At 65.0% G+C, this 22,424-nt stretch carries 14 protein-coding genes and 1 pseudogene; 7 read left to right on the top strand and 8 right to left on the bottom strand.

The features are described from left to right. Positions 1–21: 21 nt before the first annotated feature. From H2LOC_RS04810 to gltX, 3 genes are all read right to left on the bottom strand, one after another. Positions 22–3,024, bottom strand: a complete 3,003-nt coding sequence (locus H2LOC_RS04810) for a class I SAM-dependent DNA methyltransferase (protein ID WP_136495351.1) — start codon at positions 3,022–3,024, stop codon at positions 22–24. A gap of 69 nt (positions 3,025–3,093) precedes the next feature. Next, positions 3,094–4,383, bottom strand: a complete 1,290-nt coding sequence (gene gltA, locus H2LOC_RS04805) for a citrate synthase (RefSeq protein ID WP_136495350.1) — start codon at positions 4,381–4,383, stop codon at positions 3,094–3,096. Between the two features lie 228 nt (positions 4,384–4,611). Continuing rightward, positions 4,612–6,039 (bottom strand): glutamate--tRNA ligase, encoded by a 1,428-nt coding sequence (gene gltX, locus H2LOC_RS04800; protein ID WP_154331573.1) that lies wholly within the window; start codon positions 6,037–6,039, stop codon positions 4,612–4,614. A 331-nt stretch (positions 6,040–6,370) separates the two neighbouring features. Here gltX and H2LOC_RS04795 point away from each other — a divergent pair, with 331 nt between their 5' ends. Then, positions 6,371–8,599 carry a ComEC/Rec2 family competence protein gene (locus tag H2LOC_RS04795; protein WP_425487335.1) on the top strand — a complete coding sequence of 743 codons (2,229 nt, stop codon included), beginning with the start codon at positions 6,371–6,373 and terminating at the stop codon, positions 8,597–8,599. Between the two features lie 206 nt (positions 8,600–8,805). Here H2LOC_RS04795 and lexA read toward each other — a convergent pair whose 3' ends face one another. From lexA to H2LOC_RS04780, 4 genes and pseudogenes are all read right to left on the bottom strand, one after another. Continuing rightward, positions 8,806–9,513: a transcriptional repressor LexA gene (lexA, locus tag H2LOC_RS04790; RefSeq protein ID WP_136495349.1), complete on the bottom strand. Its 708-nt coding sequence runs from the start codon at positions 9,511–9,513 to the stop codon at positions 8,806–8,808. 127 nt (positions 9,514–9,640) lie between these two features. Further along, a complete protein-coding gene (locus H2LOC_RS22060; RefSeq protein ID WP_425487334.1) occupies positions 9,641–9,865 on the bottom strand; it encodes a TonB family protein in 225 nt (74 codons plus the stop codon). A gap of 529 nt (positions 9,866–10,394) precedes the next feature. Then, positions 10,395–10,601 (bottom strand): annotated as a pseudogene (locus tag H2LOC_RS22055) (hypothetical protein); the annotation flags it as partial. Positions 10,602–10,773: 172 nt separating this feature from the next. Beyond that, positions 10,774–11,799: an alpha/beta fold hydrolase gene (locus H2LOC_RS04780; protein ID WP_136495347.1), complete on the bottom strand. Its 1,026-nt coding sequence runs from the start codon at positions 11,797–11,799 to the stop codon at positions 10,774–10,776. Positions 11,800–12,041: 242 nt separating this feature from the next. Here H2LOC_RS04780 and H2LOC_RS04775 point away from each other — a divergent pair, with 242 nt between their 5' ends. The 4 genes from H2LOC_RS04775 to H2LOC_RS04760 all read left to right on the top strand — a co-directional run bounded on the left by H2LOC_RS04775 (position 12,042) and on the right by H2LOC_RS04760 (position 19,589). Further along, on the top strand, positions 12,042–12,524 hold the full coding sequence (locus H2LOC_RS04775) for an Hsp20 family protein (RefSeq protein WP_136495346.1): 483 nt from the start codon (positions 12,042–12,044) through the stop codon (positions 12,522–12,524). Positions 12,525–13,081: 557 nt separating this feature from the next. Continuing rightward, positions 13,082–17,743: a glutamate synthase large subunit gene (gene gltB, locus H2LOC_RS04770; protein WP_343040064.1), complete on the top strand. Its 4,662-nt coding sequence runs from the start codon at positions 13,082–13,084 to the stop codon at positions 17,741–17,743. A 178-nt stretch (positions 17,744–17,921) separates the two neighbouring features. Further along, positions 17,922–19,340: a glutamate synthase subunit beta gene (locus H2LOC_RS04765; protein ID WP_136495345.1), complete on the top strand. Its 1,419-nt coding sequence runs from the start codon at positions 17,922–17,924 to the stop codon at positions 19,338–19,340. Positions 19,341–19,346: 6 nt separating this feature from the next. Further along, positions 19,347–19,589 carry a hypothetical protein gene (locus H2LOC_RS04760; RefSeq protein WP_136495344.1) on the top strand — a complete coding sequence of 81 codons (243 nt, stop codon included), beginning with the start codon at positions 19,347–19,349 and terminating at the stop codon, positions 19,587–19,589. 171 nt (positions 19,590–19,760) lie between these two features. Here the strand turns inward: H2LOC_RS04760 and H2LOC_RS04755 are convergent, their stop codons facing one another. Beyond that, positions 19,761–21,098 carry an SGNH/GDSL hydrolase family protein gene (locus H2LOC_RS04755; RefSeq protein ID WP_136495343.1) on the bottom strand — a complete coding sequence of 446 codons (1,338 nt, stop codon included), beginning with the start codon at positions 21,096–21,098 and terminating at the stop codon, positions 19,761–19,763. Between the two features lie 104 nt (positions 21,099–21,202). Between H2LOC_RS04755 and H2LOC_RS04750 the strand changes: the two genes are divergently transcribed. Both H2LOC_RS04750 and H2LOC_RS04745 read left to right on the top strand, forming a co-directional pair. Continuing rightward, entirely contained in the window at positions 21,203–21,661 is a 459-nt protein-coding gene (locus tag H2LOC_RS04750; protein WP_136495342.1) for a hypothetical protein, read from the top strand. A 21-nt stretch (positions 21,662–21,682) separates the two neighbouring features. Then, a complete protein-coding gene (locus H2LOC_RS04745) occupies positions 21,683–22,423 on the top strand; it encodes a ribonuclease T2 family protein (protein ID WP_246206986.1) in 741 nt (246 codons plus the stop codon). The last annotated feature ends 1 nt before the right edge of the window (position 22,424 follow it).

Genomic DNA, 22,424 nt, shown 5'->3' with positions numbered 1-22,424 from the left:
ATAACACGCTTTGCGCATATTTCATTGCCGGGCCGAGCGCTCCAGATTGAGTTCCAGCAGCTTGGCCAGCGCGTCCTCGGTCGAAATATCCTCCGGCCAGCCATAGGCCGCGGCCACCGCGCGGTCGAGTTCGGCATGGGCGTTCTGGAGCCATTGCGGCCGCTCGTTGTAAAGATTGGTCAGTGTGCGCTTCTTGAGCAGGTCGGCGGCTTTCTCGTCCCTGGGCAGGATGCGGTCGGGATAACCTGGAACCACCTCGGGAACGATCTCGACGAGGTCGGGCGGGTTGAGCCAGTTGCGGCGCAGCTCGTCGAGCTTCTTCGCCGCCGCCGCGATGCGCTTTGCTCGGGGGTCGTCGGCGTAATCCGTGGCCGGAATATTCGGCGTGAGCCCAGCGGGGAAGGGGAAGGTTTCGAAGCAAGTACTTGTATTATAAACTGGATCATCGCCCACGCCATGCCAAGAACCCGTCGCCATGCTCCAATGCTCGTGGAATCCACTTTGCAAGATACCAAAAAACGCTTCGTCGTTTCTTGCTAGCGCGAAGCAACGAGAGTCCGGCACACAGGACCCGTGCATCCATAGAAAACTTCTGTACCTAGCTACCCTCGGCGTCGCGATATATCTCGCTCCCGACGTGGCGTCTTTGCGAGGAGGCGAAGCCGACGAGGGGCCGCCCTCGACTCCTGGATTGCTTCCCGGTTCGCTTGTCGCTCGCGGTCGCAATGACGCCTTTTGATCCGGGGCGGGGGACGTTGCTGCGAGGGCCTTGATAGCCGCCCACATCGCCGGGCGCGCCTCCACATGCCGCCACCAGTATTTGCGATAGGCGTCGCGACGATTCTTGTCGCGCTCAGGCTTCACATGCTCCAGCACATAGGCGAAGGGCGCCTCATACATCGCCGCTTCATCTTCGCTCATTTCCCAGCCGAAGTCGATGATCCACATGTCGCGCGGACGGCGCGTCACATCGAGACCGTTGACCCAAGGCCTCAGCACTTCGCTGTTGGGCCTGCCGTTGGGGTTGAGCGGCGCTCGCAGCCATTCCCGCGCCAATTCGCCGGGGATGTCGAAGGCGCCGCCCTTGGTGTCGCCCATGAAGGCGACGCCTTCATTTTCCTTCAGGCGCTGCGCCAGCGTGACGTCCGAGGACCGGCCGGAAAGATCGGCATTTATAGCCGCTGACGGCTGGCCATCCAGCCGCCTCTCTTCTTCCGTCGCGCCAAAACACACGAGGCTGACCCGCACCGCGGCGCCGTCGATGGTCCAGGGCTCGTCACTCCAGGCCTCGAAAATGGCGTTGGCCTGCGCGATGGGCTCCAGCACGCGCCGGTTGGCGCCGCCGCGAATGGAGTTGGTCGCGACCAGTCCCACAGCTTTGGCGCGGGCGGCGCCGACCGCCTCCCAGGCTTTCGAAAACCAGTAGCAGACGAGATCGGCCTCGGCCGGCACGCGCCCGTCATAGGCGGCGAACAGTCTTTCCACATAATCGTGGCCGAGCCCAGCGCGCAGCTTTTTCCCGCCCAAAAACGGCGGATTGCCGATGATGAAATCCGTCTCGGGCCATTGGGCCTCGCTTCCATCCGCGTTCAGCACGGCGTCGCGCTGTTCGATCGAATCGAGCTTGCGCAGGATCGGCGTCGGCCGCGAGTAGATCGCGTTCTTGATCGACCATTGGATGTCGCCGATCCAGATGGTCGTCCGCGCCAGCTCGGCCGCGAAAGGGTTTATCTCGATGCCGAGCAATATCTCCGGCCCGACCCGCGTGACCGGACGACCAAGGCCCAGCGTCTCGCAATCGTTGATGGCGCAATATTCGATATCCTTCACGCCCTGAAGGGCGAGATAGAGAAAATTCCCCGAGCCGCAGGCCGGATCGAGGATGCGCAGCCTCGTCAGTCCGTCGATGAACTCGTCCCGCAAGCCTTCCGCCCTGGCGCGGGCGGCGGCGATTTTCCTGTCCTGATCCTTCTGGCCCTTGCGGCCCGCCGCTCCGGCTTCTCCCGCCGGCCGCATGATTTCCCCGATCCTGCCGAAAGCATCGCGCCAGCGCGCCCGCAGAGGCCGCAGCACCACCGGCTCCACGATCATCATGATCTTGTCGGGGTCGGTGTAATGCGCGCCGATCTGCGCGCGCTTGTCGGGGTCGAGAAAGCGCTCGAACAGCGTGCCGAAAATAGTGGGGTCGATCAGGCTCCAGTCGAGGCTAGTCAACGCGAAAAGCAGGCCGATCTCGACGTGCTCCAGCGCGAGCGGCGCGCGTCCGTCGAACAGGCCGCCGTTGAACCAGGCGATTTCGGTGAGGTCGAACTCCCCGCCGTCCTTCATCTGATCGAACAGCTTTTGCAGATATTCCCGGGATTTGTGCGGACGCTTCTCGGCCGTCTGGAGCAGTTTCTTCAAAAGCCCTTCGGGCAGCAGCTTAACGCTGTCGGCGAAGAAGCAGAACACGAGTTGATTGACGAAATGCGCCACCGCCTCGCGGTCGGGGTTGCGGCTTTGCAGCGCGTCGGAAATCGTCTGGAATTTCTTCGCAGCATCGGCGGTGATCATCGCCCGCGTGCGCGTGGGTTTCAGCGCCTCGGGATCGTGAAAGACCGCGTGGAGGATCTTGAGCTTTTCCGGGTCCGTGAGGTCTTCGAGCTCGAAGGAGTATTTCTTGGTCTCCAGATTGGTCCAGGTGGTCAGGATCTGGAAACGGATCGTGTCGCAAACGACCAGAAGCGGCGGGTGCTCCAGCGCCGCAGCGTAGCGCGTGAGCTGCGTCATCGCCTCGTCGAGATTGCGCCGCCGCTTTTTATACTCCCAGGCGAAATAGCCCTTCTTCCAGACGTCCGCCCAGCCGTCGCCGCCCCCGACGATCGAGGCCCCTTTCTCGAAAGTGAAATGATCGCCCTGGGGGTCGTCTTCGGCCGGGGTGGGATGACCCACGAGCCGGCACAGGTCGATAAAATGCTCCTGCGCCGAGGCCCTTTCGGTCAGCGCGTGGGTCTTCCATTTGCGGATGAAATCTTGCGGGGTCATGCGGAGGGGGTTGGAATCGAAAATCCGACTTTATCCCCTTCCGCGGCCGTCCGGGAGTGGCGTTGCGCCTCACGCCCGCTTTGTGATCGGAACATATTCCCGCTGCGGCGCGCCGGTGTAGAGCTGGCGCGGGCGGCCGATCTTGGAGCCCGGGTCCTCGATCATCTCCTTCCACTGCGCGATCCAGCCCACGGTGCGCGCCACGGCGAAAAGCACCGTGAACATAGCGGTGGGGAAGTTCATCGCCTTGAGCGTGATGCCCGAATAGAAGTCGATGTTGGGATAGAGTTTTTTCTCGATGAAGTAGTCGTCGTGCAGCGCGATGCGCTCCAGCTCCAGGGCGACGTCCAGCAGCACGTCCTTCACGCCGAGCTCGCTCAGCACCTCGCGCGTCGTCGTCTGCATGATCTTGGCGCGCGGATCGTAGTTCTTATAGACCCGGTGCCCGAAGCCCATCAGGCGGAAGGGGTCGTCCTTGTCCTTGGCCCGGGCGATGTAATGCGGGATGCGCTCGGGCGTCCCGATCTCCTCGAGCATTTTCAGCACCGCCTCGTTGGCGCCGCCATGGGCCGGCCCCCACAGCGACGCAATGCCGGCGGCGATGCAGGCGAAGGGGTTTGCGCCCGAAGAGCCGGACAGACGCACCGTCGAGGTCGAGGCGTTCTGCTCGTGGTCCGCATGCAGGATGAAGATGCGGTCCAGCGCCCGCGCCAGCACGGGGTTGACCTTGTAGTCCTCGCAGGGAACCGCAAAGCACATGCGCAGGAAGTTGGAGGTGTAGTCGAGGTCGTTCTTGGGATAAACGAAAGGCTGGCCGATGGAATATTTATAGGCCATCGCCGCCAGCGTGGGGATCTTGGCGATCATGCGCGTCGAAGCGACCAGCCGCTGGGTCGGATCGGCGATGTTGGTCGAGTCGTGATAGAAGGCCGAGAGCGCGCCCACCGCCGCCACCATGACCGCCATCGGATGGGCGTCGCGGCGGAATCCCTGGAAGAACTTCGCCATCTGCTCATGCACCATGGTGTGGCGCGTGATGCGGTAGTCGAAATCGGCCTTCTGGGCCCCGGTGGGGAGCTCGCCGTAAAGCAGCAGATAGCAGGTCTCGAGGAAGTCGCCGTGCTCGGCGAGCTGCTGGATCGGATAGCCGCGATAGAGCAGCACCCCGGCGTCGCCGTCGATATAGGTGATCTTCGATTCGCAGCTCGCGGTCGAGGTGAAGCCGGGGTCATAGGTGAACATCCCCGTCACGCTGTACAGCGAACGAATGTCGATCACGTCCGGCCCGACCGAGCCGTGCTTGATGGGGAGTTCGACCGACTTTCCGTCGACTGTAATTGATCCCTTGGACTCGGTCATCGCTCCACCTTCCTTGAACTCAGCCGTCCGGGCCTTCGCTGATGCGGTCCCCGAAAGCGCTTTTTCTGCGCGGGGGCGCCGCATGTGGAAGAAATTACTTCCAGTTCGGCCGGACAGGCGAATTGTGCACCGCAAAACGCTATAACAACGCCGCGGCTTGTCAAGCGACGGTGAAGGCCGAAGGAAACCGAAGCCGACCGCCCCGCGATGCGCCGCTGGGAACGCTATTTATTGCGCGGAGGCCTGATCGGCGAGGCGAGCGAGGCTTTCTTCGCGGCCCAAAATCTCCATGACCTCGAAAATTCCGGGCGAAGTGGTGCGGCCGGTGAGGGCCGCGCGCAAAGGCTGGGCGAGGTCTCCGAGCTTGATCGAAAGGGCTTCGGCGGTCTCCCGCACGACGCTCTCGGTCGCTGCGGCCGACCACTCGCCGAGCGCGGCGAGGCGCGGGTGGAGGGCGGCGAGCCGGTCCCTGCCGCCCTGGGCGAGGATCTGCTCGGCTTTCGGCTCCATCGCGAGCGGGCGCGCCGCAAAGAGGAATCCGGCGCCGTCGAGAAGCTCATTGAGGGTTTTGGCGCGCGCCTTGAGGCCGGACATGGCGGCGAGCAATTGCGCCTTCCTGCCCTCGTCGAGCTTGGCCGCGATCTCGGGCCCGCCCTTGAGATAGGGCAGGGTGTCGATCAAGGCCGCAAACAGCTCCGCGTCGTCCATGGCGCGCATGAAATGGCCGTTCATGTTCTCGAGCTTCACGAAGTCGAAGCGCGCGGGCGAGCGGTGCACCTGGGCGAGATCGAAAGCCTCGATCAGCTCGTCGCCGGTGAAGAACTCCTTGTCGCCCTGGCTCCAGCCCAGCCGCGCGAGGTAATTTCTCAAGGCGGCCGGCAGGTAGCCCATCTCGCGATAGGCGTCGACCCCGAGCGCGCCGTGGCGTTTCGAGAGCTTGGCGCCGTCGGGCCCGTGGATCAGCGGAATATGCGCGAAGGCGGGGGTCTCCCAGCCGAGGGCTTCATAAATCAGCTTCTGCCGGGCCGCATTGGTGAGATGGTCGTCGCCCCGGATGATCTGGGTGACGCCCATGTCGTGATCGTCCACCACCACGGCGAGCATATAGGTCGGCGCGCCGTCCGAGCGCAGCAGGACGAAATCGTCCATGTCCTTGTTGGGGAATACCACGCGTCCCTGAACCGCGTCCTCGATCACGGTCTCGCCGTCGCGCGGGGCCTTGAGGCGAATGACGGGCGCGACGCCCACGGGCGCCTCGGAAGGATCGCGGTCGCGCCAGCGGCCGTCGTAACGCGGCGGCCGGCCTTCGGCCCGCGCTTTCTCGCGCATTTCCTCGAGCTCCTGCGCCGAAGCCCAGCAGCGATAGGCCGCGCCCTTGGCCAGCAGCTCCTCGGCGACCTCGCGATGCCGCGGCGCCCGCGCGAACTGATAGATCACCTCGCCGTCCCAATGGAGCCCGAGCCAGCGCAGGCCGTCGAGGATCGCCTCCATCGCCTCTTTGGTCGAACGTTCGCGGTCGGTGTCCTCGATCCGCAGCAGCATTTTTCCGCCGCGCTTGCGCGCATAGAGCCAGTTGAAGAGCGCCGTGCGCGCCCCGCCGATGTGGAGGAAGCCGGTGGGGGAAGGAGCGAAACGAGTGACGACCTGTTGCGACATTTAGGAACCAGACTGGACCGGGAGAAGAACGGCGGAAAAGCCGGCTCTCGCCGGCGCGGCGCGTTGTAACATGGGCCGGCCGGCTTTTCGAGCCGGTCTCGCCCGTAAGGCGAGAGCGAACGAGCGGCTGAGCCAGGCGGCGCCGTTTGTCCGGCTTGTCCCGGCCATGACGGCCCTGCGGAGCGCGCCCAAAGCCCTTGGATTCCAGATGGGCGCAGCCTAATCTCGGCGTGGATTGGCCTTCCCCGGGAAAGGCGCAGCGATTACAGGTGGCTCCATCGCTGGTTTGACGCAGCAGATCGCCAAAATTGGACATGGGGCCCTGGGCCGCGTGGGGCAGGGGCGCGGGCCGGTCTTCGGCGCGCTGGCGCTGCGTCTGCGAGCGGCCTTGAGCGCCGCCTATGAAAAAGAATCAGCCCTGCGCCGACCTTTCCTCTGGACTCCGGTCGCAGCCGGCGCCGGCGCTCTTCTGTATTTCGCAGCGGAGCACGAACCCTCGCTTCCCGTCGCGCTGGCGCTTTTCGCTCTATTGGCCTTCGGCGCCTGGCGCACCCGCGCCAATCCGCGCTTTCATCTTCCTCTCCTGCTGCTCGCCTGCGTCTGTGGCGGGTTTTTCTCGGCGGTCTGGCGCGCGGCTCGGGTCGACGCGCCCATCGTCCCGCGCACCGGCGTCGGCCAGCTCACCGGCTATGTCGAGGAGCTCGATCTGCGCCGCGGCGGGGCGCGATTCGTTCTGCGCGTGGCCAGTGCTGAGGGGCTGCCCGGCGACGCGGCGCCTACGCGCGTCCGTCTGACGACGCGGGGCGAACCCGATTTCAAGGCGGGCGATTTCATCGCGCTCAAGGCGCGCCTGCTGCCGCCGGCTCACGCCTCGCTGCCCGGCTCCTACGACTTCGCCCGGGACGCATATTTCATGGGCATAGGCGCGGTCGGCAGCGCATTAGGGCGCATCGAGACCATGCCGCCGCCCGACCCCGCGCCCGTCTCGCTGCGTTTCGGCGCCGCCATCGACCGGGCGCGGAACGCCCTGGCGCTGAGGGTCTACAACGCCCTCGAGGGCGACGTCGGCGCCATCGCCGCCGCCATGGTCACGGGCAAGAGGGATTTCCTTTCCGAAAACGCCAAAGAGCTGATCAGGCGCGCGGGCATTTTCCATATCGTCACCATTTCCGGCGTCCAGATGTCGCTCGTCGCGGGAATTTTCTTCGTCGGCCTGCGCCGCATCCTGTCCCTGTCGCAGACGCTAGCGCTCCACTACCCGATCAAGAAATGGGCGGCGGCGCTCGCGATTGTGGGCGCAGCGGTCTACGACATCTTCACCGGCTCGCGGGTCGGCACGGAGCGCGCCCTGGTCATGACCCTCGCGATGCTCCTCGCCGTCCTGCTGGATCGCGCCGCCTTCTCGATGCGCAACCTCGCCTGGGCCGCATTCTTCGTGGTGATGTTCGAACCCGAGGCATTGCTGGGCGCGAGCTTCCAGCTCTCCTTCGCTGCGGTCGCCGCCCTGATCGCGGTCTATGAGGCGAAAGCCGATGTGCGCAATCTCGACCGCGAGCGCGCCGGCGACGTCTCCGTCCTTTCTCCGCGCCCTGCGCAGGAATACTGGCTCGCCCGGCTCAAACGCGGGCTGCTGCTCGGGCCCGGCGCCGCGTTGTTCGCCACCTTCTGCGCCACCTCCGCGACCGCCTCCTTCATGGCCAACGACTTCCATGAGATCAGCCCCTATGTGCTGGTCGGAAACCCGCTCACGCTCGCGATCATCGAATTTTTCGCGGTGCCGGCGGCTTTGCTCGGGGCGGCGCTCTACCCGCTCGGCCTCGACGGGCTGGTGTGGAGCTATCTCGGCCTCGGGATCGACCTCGTGGTCGCCATCGCAAAACTCATCGGCTCGGCGCCCGGCGCCAGCCTGCCGGTGAAAAGCTTCGCGCCCTGGGCGATCTTCCTGCTCGCCCTCGCTATGCTCTTCATGGTGCTCTGGCGCAGCTGGACGCTGCGCGCCTTCGCATTGCCGCTCGCTCTGCTCGGTCTCCTCGGCGCCTCCAGCGGCCCTGGGTTCGACCTCGCAGTGGCGCCGAGCGGAGAATCAGCGGCCGTGCGTCTGCCGGAAGGCGGCCTTGCGCTGCTGGGATCAAAACCCGGCGCCTTCGCGGCCGAGCAATGGCTGCGCGCCGACGCCGATTCTCGCGCGCCGGGTGACGCCCGCGGCGGCGTCTCCTGCGACAGCTACGGCTGCGTCGCCCGCGCCATCGACGGTAGATTCGTCGTCCTCGTCGAGAAGCGGGCTGCGTTGATCGAAGATTGCGCCAAGGCCGCAATTGTCGTGACGCCGCTCTATGCGCCTTCCGGGTGCGACGCGCCGGTCGTCATAGACCGCCGGAAACTCGAAGAAACCGGCGCGGTCGCCCTGCGCCTGAAGCCGTCGGGGGTCGAATGGTCGACGGGGCGAAGCCGCGGCGAGGATCGGCCATGGTCCAAACCGCCCCCGGGGCATAAGATTTTCACGCCGCCGCCCGAGCCCAATGCGGGCGGAGACGGGGAGGCAGCGGATTTCGAGGAGTAGGGAGTCTACCCGGGGCGTTATCCCCCCTTGACGTGACGGGGAGGGTCGCCGCGAAGCGGCGGGGTGGGGCGATTTCCACTGCAATTTACACTATTTAACCCCCACCCGACCCGGCTCCGCCGGGCCACCCTCCCCGCCGCAAGGGGGAGGGATGGGGAGCCCCACGTTCCATGGTGCTTCCCTTCATTCGGCGGGACCCCCAAACCTCAATAACGCCGCACCAGGCTGATCAGCTTGCCCTGGATGCGCACGCGGTCAGGACCGAAGATACGGGTCTCATAGGCCGGATTGGCCGCCTCCAGCGCAATCGAAGCCCCGCGCTTGCGCAGGCGCTTCAGCGTCGCTTCCTCGTCGTCGATCAGCGCGACGACGATGTCGCCGCTCTCGGCCTGGTCCTGTTTCTTGATGACGACCGTATCGCCGTCGAGGATGCCGGCCTCGATCATCGAGTCGCCGCGCACCTCGAGCGCGAAATGCTCGCCGTTCGAAAGCAGATCGGGCGGCAGGCTGATGGTGTGGCTGCGCGACTGGATCGCCGAAATCGGCGTGCCGGCGGCGATGCGTCCCATCACCGGAATCGCAACCTGCTGATTCTCGTTGTTCTCCTCGCGCTCCTGCAAAGGGCGCACGCGGCCGAGGCTGCCCTCGATGACATTGGGCGAGAATTTGCGCGCCCGGTTCGGCGCCGAAGGAGTGGAGGACTCTGGAAGGCGGAGCACCTCCAGGGCGCGGGCGCGGTTGGGCAGGCGGCGTATGAAACCGCGCTCCTCGAGTGCGAGGATCAGGCGATGGATGCCGGATTTGGAGCGCAGATCGAGCGCGTCCTTCATCTCGTCGAAGGAGGGAGGCACGCCGGTCTCTTTGAGGCGTTCGTTAATGAAACGCAGGAGATCGCTCTGCTTTCGCGTCAACATCGGCTTTTTGCCCCCGGGAGCGGCAGTCGGACCATTTTCGGGCTCCGCCGGGCGGAACTATGGCCGCCGCTCATAAACAAATCATGAACGCAAGCATAGACGTTCCTGCTGCGTTCCGCAACGCGCTTCAGTTGCTGGTATAGTTAAAATTGATCGGCGCGATCAGGCCGCGCGGCGGCGGGGGGAAAGGCGCGGCGCGGCGAACGCTCGCCACGGCGGCGGCGTCGAGATCGGGCAGGCCGCTGGATTTGTAGACGGAGACCCCGGTTAGATTGCCCTTGATGTCGACCCGGAAGAGGACCACCCCGTTTCCCTTGAGACGATTGGTCGTGACCCGCTCGGGCACATGCATGCCCGGCATGATCATGCCCCACAGAATGGAAAGATAGGTGGAGTTGGCCTTGCCGCCCGACACCGGCGAGGCCTTGGCCGCGCCGCTGAACATATATTGCGGGGCAGGGTCTGGGTCGGTCAATTGCTCGGCCAGGGATTTTGCGCCCTTTCGGGTCTCGGCCTGGGTTTGGGCGGTCGATTCGTTTTCTGGCGGCCGCTGCTGGTCGATGTCGGCCTGTTCGATCGTTTCGGCGTCGGGCCTGTCCTCGGCGTTTTTCAAGGCCGCGGTCTTGTCCGAGACCTCTCTGGCCGCTTCCTCGGTCTCGCTGGTCTGTTTTTGAGGCTCGGGCTTCTGCGCCGCCTGGGCGGTGCGCGGCGCCTTGCTTTGGGCCCTGGTCTCGGCGTCCTGCGCCTTTCGCTCGACGGTCTCCTTGTTCGGCGCCCGCGGCGCGTCGGTGGCGGGCTCTTCATAATAGGAGGACTGCTTGGGCTCGGGTTTCTGCTCCTCGGGCTTTGGTTCCGGCTTCGGCTGCTCCTCGGGCGGGGGCGGGGGCTCCGGCGCCGGCGGCTCGACGATCACCTCGACGGGAGTCTCCACGGCCTGCATGTCGCGCGGCGTGAGGATCGCGTCGAGAAGGACCAGCGCCGCCAGCACGGCGAGGTGGCAAAGAAGCACGACGCCCAGAATGGCGCCAAAGCGCCTGCGCGGCGGCTCCACGAACTGGGCCGGTTCGATCAGGCGCTGGAGGGCGTCGCTTTCAGAAGCCACGGCTAGACGGCTCCGCAGGACCGCGACGACCGATAAGAAAGAACTTTAACTTCAACAGAGATATTTTTTATAATCATAGTCTTATATCTCATAGCTGATGTTTCAGTTTAGCTTGAGAGCCGGCTCGCTCCGATCCCGGCGGGCTCGCGCGCCGGCCCTCAACCCTTCAGGCTGATCCGATCGTCCTGGCCGAAGTGACCGGGAACGAAGGCGTCGAAGGCCGCCCAGAACAGGCTTCTCAGCTCGTCCCGCTCCATCATGGCCTCGTGCCGGGCGCCGGGTATGTCGACCAGCGTCGCGATGTCGAGCCTCTGGGCGAAGCGCTCTATCGCGGGGGTCGAAACGATCTCGTCCCTGCCGCAGGTGATCAGCAGGGTGGGCGTCTTCCAGCGTCTCGGATAGTCGAGGTCGATAAAACGCGCCATCTGTCGGAAAGCGGCGTTGACCCAGCCTATGGTGGGATCGCCGATCCCGAGATTGGGCTCCCGGGCGAGCACGCCGGCGTTGCGGGTGAAGCGATCGCGATCCGACGTCAGCTTGTTGCCCTCGAAAGTGAGACAGAACACCGGCGGCTTGCCGGGCCCGGCGATCAGGTCCGGTTCGTCGCCGCCGAGCGAAAGCGTGGCTTCGCCGCCGCCGGGAATGAACATCGCGCCGAGCCCGAGCATGTCCAGTGTATTGGCGAATATCCGCGAGGCGACGGGAAAACGGAGCCCGTAGAGGTCGATCATCGGGGCGGTGACGACGAGGCGGGCGAATTGCGCGTCGCCGTCGTGGGCCTTCTCGAACAATATCGCCCCGCCCATGGAATGAGCGAGGGCGAACCAGGGCCGCGGACAGCCGAGCAGGCTCATCTTGAACAGAAAGGCGTCGAGGTCGCGCTGATATTGGGCGAAGTCGTCGATATGGCCCTTGCGCGCATTGGAGAGCTCGCGCTCAGAGCCGCCCTGGCCGCGCCAGTCCAGCGTCACGACCTCGAACCCGCGCAGCGTCAGGTCGTGGATGGTCTCGAAATATTTCTCGATGAATTCGGCGCGCCCCTGAAACAGCGCGACGGTTCCGCGCGGGGCCTGCTGGGGTGTGAAGCGCGCCATGCGCAGGACGGCGCCGTCGGCGGCGTTCAGGGGATAAAGCCTCGCCCCCGGAGGGATTGGATTATCCGGCGTAGCCACCAGTTCGATCATTCCTCGGCTCCGATTGGCAGCGGGCCCCCCGAGGCCCGCCTGCCTTTAAGGCGGGGCTCCTTCTACCACAGGCCGCGCGGAAATCGCTGCTCAAAGCCGAGGGCCTCTTGCAGGAGCAAAAAGGCTTCCCAAATCTTTTTTGCGCGGGCCGCAACGGACGCGCTTTCGGGCGGAGCCTCCCGGGGAATCCAGAGAGACCGTCCAGAAAACTCGATCATGTCGCTTCAAACGGAGGATATGCAATGCGCGCTTTCGATCTTTCCCCCCTGTTCCGCCAGACGGTTGGATTCGACCGCATGCTCGACACGCTGACCCAGAGCGGAGGCTTCGAGCCTGCGCCCAACTACCCGCCCTACAATATCGAGAGGACCGGCGAAAACGCCTATAAAATAACGCTCGCGGTCGCGGGCTTTCCCCGCGAGGACCTCTCTATCGAGACGCGGGAGAACACCCTGACCATCCGCGGCGCCCAGAAGCCGGCTCCGGCCGATTCGAGCCGCGAGTTCCTGCATCAGGGAATCGCGGCGAGAGCCTTCGAACGACGCTTCCAACTCGCCGACCATGTGGTTGTGACGGGGGCGGCTCTCGAGAACGGCCTGCTGCACGTCGAACTCGTGCGCGAGATACCGGAAGCCAAGAAGCCGCGCCGCATCGACATCGCGACGCCGAGAAACGCGGCTGCGCAAGCGTTCGAGGCGAAACCCGTCGAGGTGCAGGCGGCCTGATCTGCGTATTCATATAAGGAGAGGCGCCGAAAGGCGCCCTCCGCGACTGCGTCCAACCCCGTCCCGCGACGGGGTTTTCTCTTTTTATCGGGGCGCGGGGCCGCAGTTCCGGGCCTCCCGCGCGCGCGCGAAGGCGAATCGACTTGTTTTCCCGCCAAAAATCCGATTAGTCCCCCTCCGTTCCGCGCAAAAGCACGAATTTGGCCCAGCTTTCGGCTTGCTTGTGCGGCGTCTTTAAATCTGGCAAGAATATGCCCTCACGAATGGTCAGCCATTCTGACCATTCGGAGACGCAAGGCCCCGTCACGTCTGTCGCATGTTCGCTCGGAGCGGAGCGGCCAGCGATCTTCCGCCGCCGCAAAGCGGGACGGAAGGCGCCGCCCGCGAAAGCGCGGCCGTCACATGAACGGGGGAGAGGTTTTCGGCTTTTTCTTCGGGAGCGCCCGCAAAGGACGTGGCTTCCCGGAGGCGCCGCGCAAGATGCTTGGGGGTTGGGTCGGAGCATGGCTTTTGCAGATGAGCGCCGAGACGCCGGCCTCCGCATGGGAGACGCTGATATGACTGCTATCGACGGACGCGATCCGCTGTTGCCGAAGGCGGAGGGTCTTTACGACCCCGCGAAGGAGCACGACTCCTGCGGCGTCGGCTTCGTCGCCAATCTTCACAACGCCAAAAGCCACGAAATCGTGAAGATGGGCCTGCAGATCCTGCTGAATCTCGATCACCGCGGCGCGGTGGGCGCGGACCCCAAGCTCGGCGACGGCTGCGGCATTCTCGTCCAGATCCCGCATCAGTTCTTCTTCGAGGAGACGGTCAAGCTCGGAATCGCCCTTCCGGCGATGGGTGAATACGCCATCGGCCAGTTCTTCCTGCCGAGGGACCCCGACATCCGCGCCAAGGCGCGCGCCAGCGTCGAGAACGCGGTCAAGGCCGAGGGCCTCGTCGTCCTGGGCTGGCGCGATCTTCCGGTCGATTCGAGCGACCTCGGCGACGCCGTGCGCGCGGTCGAGCCGTTCCATGCGCAGATTTTCGTCGGCCGTGGTTCGGCCGTGGCGGACGAGACCGATTTCGAACGCCGCCTTTATCTGGCGCGCAAGGTCTCCTCCAATGAAATCTACGCCCTCGGACCGCAGGGCAGGGAGCATTATTCCGTCTCGATGTCCTCCCGCACCATCGTCTACAAGGGCATGGTGCTGGTGAGCCAGCTCGGCGAATACTTCCGCGACCTCAAGGACGAGCGCTTCATCTCGGCCCTGGCGCTGGTGCACCAGCGTTTTGCGACCAACACTTTCCCGTCCTGGCGCCTCGCGCATCCCTATCGTTTCGTCGCCCACAACGGCGAGATCAACACCCTGCGCGGCAATCTCAACTGGATGGCGGCGCGGCAGGCCTCGGTGGCCTCGCCGCTTTTCGGCGAAGGCATCACCAAGCTGTGGCCGATATCCTATGAGGGGCAGTCCGACACGGCCTGCTTCGACAACGCGCTCGAATTCCTGGTGCGGGGCGGCTATTCGCTCGCCCATGCGGTGATGATGCTCATTCCCGAGGCATGGTCCGGCAATCCGCTCATGGACGAGCGCCGCAAGGCTTTCTACGAATATCACGCCGCCCTGATGGAGCCCTGGGACGGCCCCGCCGCCATGGCTTTCACCGATGGGCGCCAGATCGGCGCCACGCTCGACCGCAACGGCCTGCGTCCGGCGCGCTATCTCGTCACCGACGACGGGCTGGTGGTCATGGCCTCCGAAATGGGCGTTCTGCCTATTCCGCAGCAGAAGATCGTCAGCAAATGGCGCCTGCAGCCGGGCAAGATGCTGCTGGTCGATCTCGAAAAAGGCCGCATCGTCTCCGACGACGAGATCAAATCCTCTCTGACCTCTTCTCATCCCTATCGCGAGTGGCTGGAGCGCACCCAGCTCGTGCTCGAGGATCTGAAGCCGGTGGAGGCGCGGATTTCGCGCACCGACGTCTCGCTGCTCGACCGCCAGCAGGCCTTCGGCTACACTCAGGAAGAACTCGACCTGCTCGTCTTCCCGATGGCCGTCACCGGCCAGGAGGCTGTGGGCTCGATGGGCACGGACACGCCCCTGGCGCCGCTCTCCGACAAGGAGAAGCTGCTCTACACCTATTTCAAGCAGAACTTCGCCCAGGTGACCAACCCGCCGATCGACCCGATCCGCGAGGAGCTCGTGATGAGCCTGGTCTCCTTCATCGGTCCGCGTCCGAACATCCTCGATCACGAGGGCTCGGCGAAGAAGAAGCGGCTGGAAGTCCGCCAGCCCATCCTCACCAGCGCCGACCTCGAGAAAATCCGCAGCATCGGCGCCATAGAAGACAGTTTCGACACCAAGACGCTCGACTTCACCTACGACGCCGACAAGGGCGCCGAGGGCCTCGACGAAGCGCTGCGGCGGCTGTGCGAACGCGCCGAAGAGGCCGTGAACGGCCGCTACAACATCATCATCCTGTCCGACCGCATGGTGGGCCCGGATCGCGTGCCGATTCCGGCGCTGCTCGCCACCGCCGCCGTGCATCATCACCTGATCCGCAAGGGACTCCGCACCTCCGTGGGTCTCGTGGTGGAGACCGGCGAGGCGCGCGAGGTGCATCATTTCGCCTGTCTCGCGGGCTACGGCGCCGAGGCGATCAATCCCTATCTCGTGTTCGAGACGCTGGAGGCCTCGTCGGCCCATTTCCCGGCCGACGTCAGCGCCGACACCGCGATCAAGCGCTACATCAAGGCGGTGGACAAGGGCTTGCTCAAGGTCATGTCCAAAATGGGCATTTCGACCTACCAGTCCTACTGCGGCGCGCAGATTTTCGACGCCGTGGGCCTGTCTCAGGCCTTCGTCGACAAATATTTCGCGGGCACCACGACCCGGGTGGAAGGCGTCGGCCTGACCGAGATCGCGCGCGAGACCGTGCGCCGGCACCGGCTCGCCTTCGGCGACGCCCCGGTCTATCGCGATGCGCTCGACGTCGGCGGCGACTACGCCTATCGCATCCGCGGCGAGGCCCATAGCTGGACGCCTCAGACCGTCTCGCTGCTCCAGCACGCCGTGCGCGGCAACTCGCGCGAACAGTATCGCGCCTTCGCCCGTATCCTGAACGAGCAGAACGAAAACCTGCTCAATCTGCGCGGCCTGTTCCGCATCAAGACGGCCGAGGAAGACGGACGGCTGGCGATTCCGCTCGAAGAGGTCGAGCCGGCCTCCGATATCGTCAAGCGCTTCGCCACCGGAGCCATGTCCTTCGGCTCGATCTCGCGCGAGGCGCACACCACGCTCGCCATCGCCATGAACCGGATCGGCGGCAAGTCCAACACTGGCGAGGGCGGCGAGGAGCCCGATCGGTTCAGGCCGGAGTCCAACGGGGACAGCCGGCGCTCGGCGATCAAGCAGGTGGCCTCGGGCCGATTCGGCGTGACGACGGAATATCTCGTCAACGGCGACATGATCCAGATCAAGATGGCCCAGGGAGCCAAGCCCGGCGAGGGCGGTCAGCTCCCCGGCGACAAGGTCGACGCCGTGATCGCCAAGGTGCGTCACTCGACTCCGGGGGTCGGCCTCATTTCGCCGCCGCCGCACCACGACATCTATTCGATCGAGGATCTCGCCCAGCTCATCTTCGATCTCAAGAACGTCAATCCGGGCGCGGACGTGTCGGTGAAGCTGGTGGCGGAGGTCGGCGTCGGAACGGTCGCGGCCGGCGTCTCCAAGGGCCGCGCCGATCATGTGACGATCTCCGGCTTCGACGGCGGCACGGGGGCCTCGCCCCTGACCTCCATCAAGCACGCCGGCAGCCCCTGGGAAATCGGCCTCGCCGAAACCCATCAGACCCTGGTTCTCAACAATCTGCGCTCGCGCATCGCGGTTCAGGTCGACGGCGGCCTGCGCACGGGCCGCGACGTCGTGGTCGGCGCTCTGCTCGGGGCCGATGAATTCGGCTTCGCCACCGCGCCGCTGATCGCGGCCGGCTGCATCATGATGCGCAAGTGCCATCTCAACACCTGCCCGGTCGGGGTCGCGACGCAGGACCCGGTGTTGCGCAAGCGTTTCGTCGGGCAGCCCGAGCATGTCATCAACTACTTCTTCTTCGTGGCCGAGGAAGTGCGCGAGCTGATGGCCTCCATGGGCTACCGGAGCATCGACGAGATGATCGGGCAGACCCAGATGCTCGACAAGGAGAGGGCGCTCAGCCACTGGAAGGCTCAGGGGCTCGACTTCGGCAAGCTGTTCCACAAGCCGGCCGGGGAGGGCGCCGCCATACGCCACAGCCAGCGCCAGGACCACGGCCTCGACAAGGTGCTGGACAACAGCCTGATCGAGCGCGCCCGGGCGGCCATCGACCGCGGCGCCAAGGTCGTCCTCGACACGCCGATCCGCAACGTCGACCGCACCACCGGCGCCATGCTCTCCGGCGAGATCGCACGGGTCTATGGCCACGCCGGCCTGCCCGAAGACACGATCGACATTCGCGCTTCCGGCACCGCGGGACAGAGCTTCGGCGCATTCCTGGCCCGGGGCGTGACGCTGCGGCTCGAGGGCGAGGCCAACGACTATGTCGGCAAGGGCCTCTCGGGCGGCAAAATCATCATCTATCCGCCGCGCGAGGCCAAGGGGATCGAGCCTGAACGGTCGATCATCGTCGGCAACACCGTGCTTTACGGCGCAGTCGCCGGGGAATGCTACTTCCGCGGCGTCGCCGGCGAACGCTTTGCTGTGCGCAACTCGGGCGCGCTGGCGGTGGTCGAGGGCGTGGGCGACCACGGCTGCGAATATATGACCGGCGGCGTGGTCGTGGTTCTCGGCCCGACCGGCCGCAATTTCGCGGCCGGCATGTCGGGCGGAATCGCCTATGTCCTGGACGAGGACGACAGCTTCTCCTCCCGTTGCAATCTCGCGATGGTGGACCTGGAGCCGCTTCGCGAGGAAGAGACAGCCATGACCGAAAGCTTCCATCAGTCGGGCGATCTCGAGACGCACGGCCGCGTCGACGTCATGGGCGACATGACCCGTTTCGACGTCGAGCGCCTGCGCCAGCTGGTCTCCAATCACGCGCGCTACACGGAGTCCTCCCGTGCGCGCGAGATTCTGGAGAACTGGGAGTTCTACAAGCCGAAGTTCCGCAAGGTCATGCCGGTCGAATACCGGCGCGCGCTGACCGAACTGCTGGCCAGGGGCAAATCCCAGCAAAAGCTGAAGGACGCGGGCGAATAGAGCGCTCATCCGCCGGACGAAAAAGCGCCCGGCGGAAAGGAAATCGCTCGAGATCAAATATGGTTTGCGGGCCGGAAGCGGCGCATTTCGGCGCTATCGGCCGCGCGTTAGTGAAGTTATAACCCTGCTGGGGCGTCGGCGGCGCGAACCAGCGGGACGAAGGGCGAGCAGCGAGGCGATGGGCAAGGTTACTGGTTTTCTCGAGATCGACCGGCAAGACCGGAAATACAAGCCGGCTGCGGATCGCATTCGCCATTACGACGAGTTCGTGATCCCCCTTTCGGAGGAGGCGACGCGCAATCAGGCGGCGCGCTGCATGAATTGCGGCATCCCCTTTTGCCACAACGGCTGCCCGGTCAATAACCAGATTCCGGACTGGAACGACCTCGTTTACGACGGCGACTGGAAGCGGGCGCTCGCCAATCTTCATTCGACCAACAATTTCCCGGAATTCACCGGGCGCGTCTGCCCCGCGCCCTGCGAGGCGGCCTGCACGCTCAATCTCACCGACCAGCCGGTGACGATCAAATCGATCGAATGCGCCATCGTCGACCGCGGCTTCCATGAGGGATGGGTCGTTCCCGAGCCGCCGCGCCATCGCACGGAGAAGCTCGTCGCCGTGGTGGGCTCGGGGCCGGCCGGCCTCGCCGCCGCCCAGCAGCTCGCGCGCGCGGGCCATCGGGTGCATGTCTTCGAGAAAAACGCCAAGGCCGGCGGGTTGCTGCGTTACGGCATTCCCGATTTCAAAATGGAAAAGCGCCACATCGACCGCCGCGTCGCGCAGATGGAGGCGGAGGGGGTGGCTTTCCACTACGACGTCAATGTCGGGATCGACAAAAGCGTCGAGGAACTGGTTTCGGCCTATGACGCCGTCGTTCTCGCGGGCGGCGCCGAAGCCCCGCGCGATCTGCCGATCGCCGGCCGGGATCTCAACGGCATCCATTTCGCGATGGATTTCCTGGCCCAGCAGAACCGCCGCGTTTCCGGCGAGCCGGTCGTCAGCAACGCCCCGATTTTCGCGACCGGCAAGGATGTCGTCGTGATCGGCGGCGGCGACACCGGCTCGGATTGCATCGGCACTTCCCGCCGCCACGGCGCTCTCTCGGTCACACAGCTCGAGATCATGCCGCGGCCGCCGGAAAAGGAAAACAAGCTGCGCACATGGCCGGACTGGCCGCTCAAGATGCGCACCTCCTCGTCTCACGAGGAGGGAGCCGAACGCGAGTTCGCCGTCAGGACCGTCGCATTCGGCGGTTCGGAAGGGTCGGTTAAAGAGCTGCGCTGCATTCGCGTCGATGATAAGATGCAGGACATCCCGGGGAGCGAGTTTACCCTGAAGGCGGATCTGGTGCTGTTGGCGATGGGTTTCGTGTCGCCGGCGCGCGAGGGCTTGCTCGATAAGCTCGCCGTGAAGCTCGATCAGCGCGGCAATGTCGAGGCGGATACGCGCTCTTACAAATCATCGCGGGACAAGGTGTTCGCCTGCGGCGACATGCGGCGCGGTCAGTCGCTCGTCGTCTGGGCGATACGCGAAGGACGTCAATGCGCCCATGCCGTAGACGAATTCCTGATGGGCGAAACAACTCTGCCAAGGTGAGGAAACATGCCGACGGGCGATTACGGATCATGGTATTGTGAGCATATGGTCGGCGGCCCCTGGTCGTTCGCGCTGCTCGTGGTGCCTCTAATCGGCGCATATTATTATGGTCAGAACCGCAAAAAGCTCGGCTGGATCCTGATCGGCGTATGGCTGCCGCTTCAGATCGCGCTGAACTATGTGAACAACGTGGTCATGGAGTGCCCCCAGCTCGACGCTCCGATTACGACCGACAGCGCGCCGAAATAACAATAGGCCCCGGAGTTTCCGGGGCTTAGACTGTTCGATATCGCCCCTTATGCTTCGAGACGCCTGCTTCGCAGGCTCCTCAGCATGAGGGGTTTCTTCTTTTGTCAGCTGGTTTTAGGCCTCATCTTGAGGAGCGAGCTTTGTTCGCGTCTCGAAAGAGGAGGCCTCTTCTCAATCGGATCTCGCCGCCGGTTTGCTGGCCTTGCTCTCGGGCCACGTAAAATCGTCGGCCCGGCCGGGGCGATGGGTCTGCGATCCGCCCTCCATGAAGACATGCTCCGCGACGGCGTGCTCCGGCGAGTCGGGCCTCGCCTGGCCTCGCTGCTTATCCCGGCGCGCGAGTTCGTCGGACGCCAGAGCCGGGGCGCCGGTCAGGGGCTGTGCCGGGCCGATAGCGGGCCGATCCTGCGGCAGGCTGGGCGCCGCCGGCCGTGGTTCGCCCAATGGGGACCGGAAAATCACCGGCTGCTGTGTCGCTGTCGGGGCCGCGTTCGCGGAAGGCTCCCCGGGCGCAGGCGACTCGGGAGGCTTGGCCTCCCCCGCGGGCTTGGGATTCTGTCGGGCGTCGAACAGCCGCTTGATGTCGCCTTCGACGAACAAAGCCAGCTTCCGCGCTCCCGCGCCGGTGAAATGCACGCCGTCGTCGCTGCGCAGCTTGACCGTTTGCCCGATTATGTCGGGGCCGAAGGCGCTGTACTGGCCGCGGTCGTCGGCGAATTTGTCCCACAGATCGACGAAGCCTATGCCTGCAGCCGCCGCCCTGGCCCTTTGGATCTCGTTGATCTGGGCCATGTCGGCGGAATATTTCTCGCCCTTCATCACCGGCAGGCCCACCCAGATCAACGGTATGTTCTTTTCCTTGAAAGCCTGAATGACGCTGTCGACGCGCGCGGCGTAGAGCTCGCGCCAGCGGGGCGAGAGGGGCTCCTGGGACTGGGAGCCGTCGACGATGGGCTGGCGGTCGTTGCTGCCGACCATCATCACCGCGACGTCGATCTTCTGGGGTCCCGAAGCGAGGTCGTGAGCGGCCTTGGTCCAGTCGAAATAGTCCTTCCGCACCAGGCCGGAGCTTTCCTTGCCCTTGTGCAGAACGCCGATCTCAGGCGTGTCCTCGAAGGATTCCTCCAGACCGTCCGCGAGATTCAGGCTCAAGACGTCGCCGAGCGCGACGACGAAAAAACTGGCCTCGCTCGGCGTTTTTTCGGCAAGACGCTCTCCGTCCTGCGCAGCGTTTTTGCGCGTCGGCTTTTGGGGACGCCAGGCATGAGGACGCCCTTCGCCCGGCGGGGCCGCGCGCCGTTCGGGATAATATTGGCGTTGGGGGCGATAGGACGGAGCGGGGTGGGGAGCCGCATGGCGGGAGCCGCCGCCGCCGAAAAGCCCCCCAAAAAAATCCGAGAAAATATCCTGCGCCCGAGCGTCCCCCGAGCCTGCGGTCAAGAGAAACGCAAGCGCGAGCGTCGCCACATAAAAAAGGGCGTAACGGCTTCGCGGGGTTGTGTCGATCATGAGCGGATTATAGCCGAAACCGTTCGCGCGGTAAAAACGCGGTCTTGACGAGAAGGCGTTTCTTGGCCTCATGCTGGCGCGAAATTTTCGCAGCGGAGAAAAGCATGGCGCATCGCGCGATCACTCTGGCCGCCCTGGCTTTCGCCGGCCTTTCGATCGGCGCCGCAATGGCCGGGGAGCCGGGACTGGCGGACACGCCTCCCGCGGAAGCGCGCATGAACCCTTACCACGGGGACGTTCCGCCTTGCGGCGACCCTTCCGTTCTGGAGCGGATCCAGGCGGAGTTCGAGCGCCGCGAAAGCAATTACTGGCAGAGCGGCCTCGTCATCGAGGGTTTTGGAGAACCTCGCGAAACCGGCTTTCGCACCAACGGCCTGAGCTACATTCCGCGCCGATATTGCCGGGCGCAGGCCGCGCTGAACGACGGACACAGGCGTATGGTCGTCTATGAGATCGGCGAAGAGCTGGGATTCATCGGCATCGGCTTCGGCGTCACATGGTGCGTGCAGGGCCTTGACCGCAACCACGCCTTTTCGCCCGCCTGCAAGGCCGCCGGGCCGTAAGAACAAGCGCAAGGAGCGCCGATGAACAAACTAGCTCTTGGCCTGCTGGCGCTTCTCGGCGCAGCCATGGCCGCGCCTGCCCTGGCGCTCGACGACGGCTGCCTGCTGGATAAATGCGCCGATCAGGCGAAGCCGGACCAAAACCCCGCCGCCGCCCCCGAGACGAAACCCGCGGCGCGTTACGGCGGCCCCGCGCCTTCCGGCAGCTTCGACTTCTATGTGCTGGCGCTGTCCTGGTCGCCGGGCTTTTGCGAATCGCACGACGGGGCGGGCGCTCAATGCGAGCCCGGCTCGAAGCGCGGCTTCGTGGTCCACGGCCTGTGGCCGCAGTATGAACATGGCTATCCAGCCAATTGCGGCGGATCGCCGACGGTCTCGCGCGTTGCGCTCGATCGCGTCAAGGGACTTTACCCGGACGAGGGGCTGGCGCGCCACGAATGGCGCAAGCATGGCGTCTGCACGGGGCTGAGCCCGGCCGATTACTTCGACCAGGTGGCCCGGGCCAGAGCGCTGGTCACGATCCCGGCCTCGTTCGAAACTGCGGCCTCCGAGGAAACCATCGCAACGCTGAATATCGAACGCGCCTTCACCGAAGCCAACCCGCGGCTGCGCCCGGGCATGCTGAGCGTCGCCTGCGACCGCGGCATGTTGCAGGAGGTGCGCATTTGCCTCACCAGGGACCTGCGGGAATTCCGCGCCTGTCCGGAGGTCGCGCGGCGCAGTTGCCACTCTCGCGAGATTCGCGTGCCGGCCCCTTACTGAT

It is taken from the genome of Methylocystis heyeri, assembly GCF_004802635.2.
Taxonomy (GTDB): Bacteria; Pseudomonadota; Alphaproteobacteria; order Rhizobiales; family Beijerinckiaceae; genus Methylocystis; species Methylocystis heyeri.
This window is presented reverse-complemented; position numbering and strand designations above follow the sequence as displayed.

Bases quoted from the DNA above. Each gene is read 5' to 3' on its own strand.
- H2LOC_RS04810 (WP_136495351.1), bottom strand. From the start codon at position 3,024: ATGACCCCGCAAGATTTCATCCGCAAATGGAAGACCCACGCGCTGACC.
- gltA (WP_136495350.1), bottom strand. From the start codon at position 4,383: ATGACCGAGTCCAAGGGATCAATTACAGTCGACGGAAAGTCGGTCGAA.
- gltX (WP_154331573.1), bottom strand. From the start codon at position 6,039: ATGTCGCAACAGGTCGTCACTCGTTTCGCTCCTTCCCCCACCGGCTTC.
- lexA (WP_136495349.1), bottom strand. From the start codon at position 9,513: ATGTTGACGCGAAAGCAGAGCGATCTCCTGCGTTTCATTAACGAACGC.
- H2LOC_RS22060 (WP_425487334.1), bottom strand. From the start codon at position 9,865: ATGCATGTGCCCGAGCGGGTCACGACCAATCGTCTCAAGGGAAACGGG.
- H2LOC_RS04780 (WP_136495347.1), bottom strand. From the start codon at position 11,799: ATGATCGAACTGGTGGCTACGCCGGATAATCCAATCCCTCCGGGGGCG.
- H2LOC_RS04775 (WP_136495346.1), top strand. From the start codon at position 12,042: ATGCGCGCTTTCGATCTTTCCCCCCTGTTCCGCCAGACGGTTGGATTC.
- gltB (WP_343040064.1), top strand. From the start codon at position 13,082: ATGACTGCTATCGACGGACGCGATCCGCTGTTGCCGAAGGCGGAGGGT.
- H2LOC_RS04765 (WP_136495345.1), top strand. From the start codon at position 17,922: ATGGGCAAGGTTACTGGTTTTCTCGAGATCGACCGGCAAGACCGGAAA.
- H2LOC_RS04760 (WP_136495344.1), top strand. From the start codon at position 19,347: ATGCCGACGGGCGATTACGGATCATGGTATTGTGAGCATATGGTCGGC.
- H2LOC_RS04755 (WP_136495343.1), bottom strand. From the start codon at position 21,098: ATGATCGACACAACCCCGCGAAGCCGTTACGCCCTTTTTTATGTGGCG.
- H2LOC_RS04750 (WP_136495342.1), top strand. From the start codon at position 21,203: ATGGCGCATCGCGCGATCACTCTGGCCGCCCTGGCTTTCGCCGGCCTT.
- H2LOC_RS04745 (WP_246206986.1), top strand. From the start codon at position 21,683: ATGAACAAACTAGCTCTTGGCCTGCTGGCGCTTCTCGGCGCAGCCATG.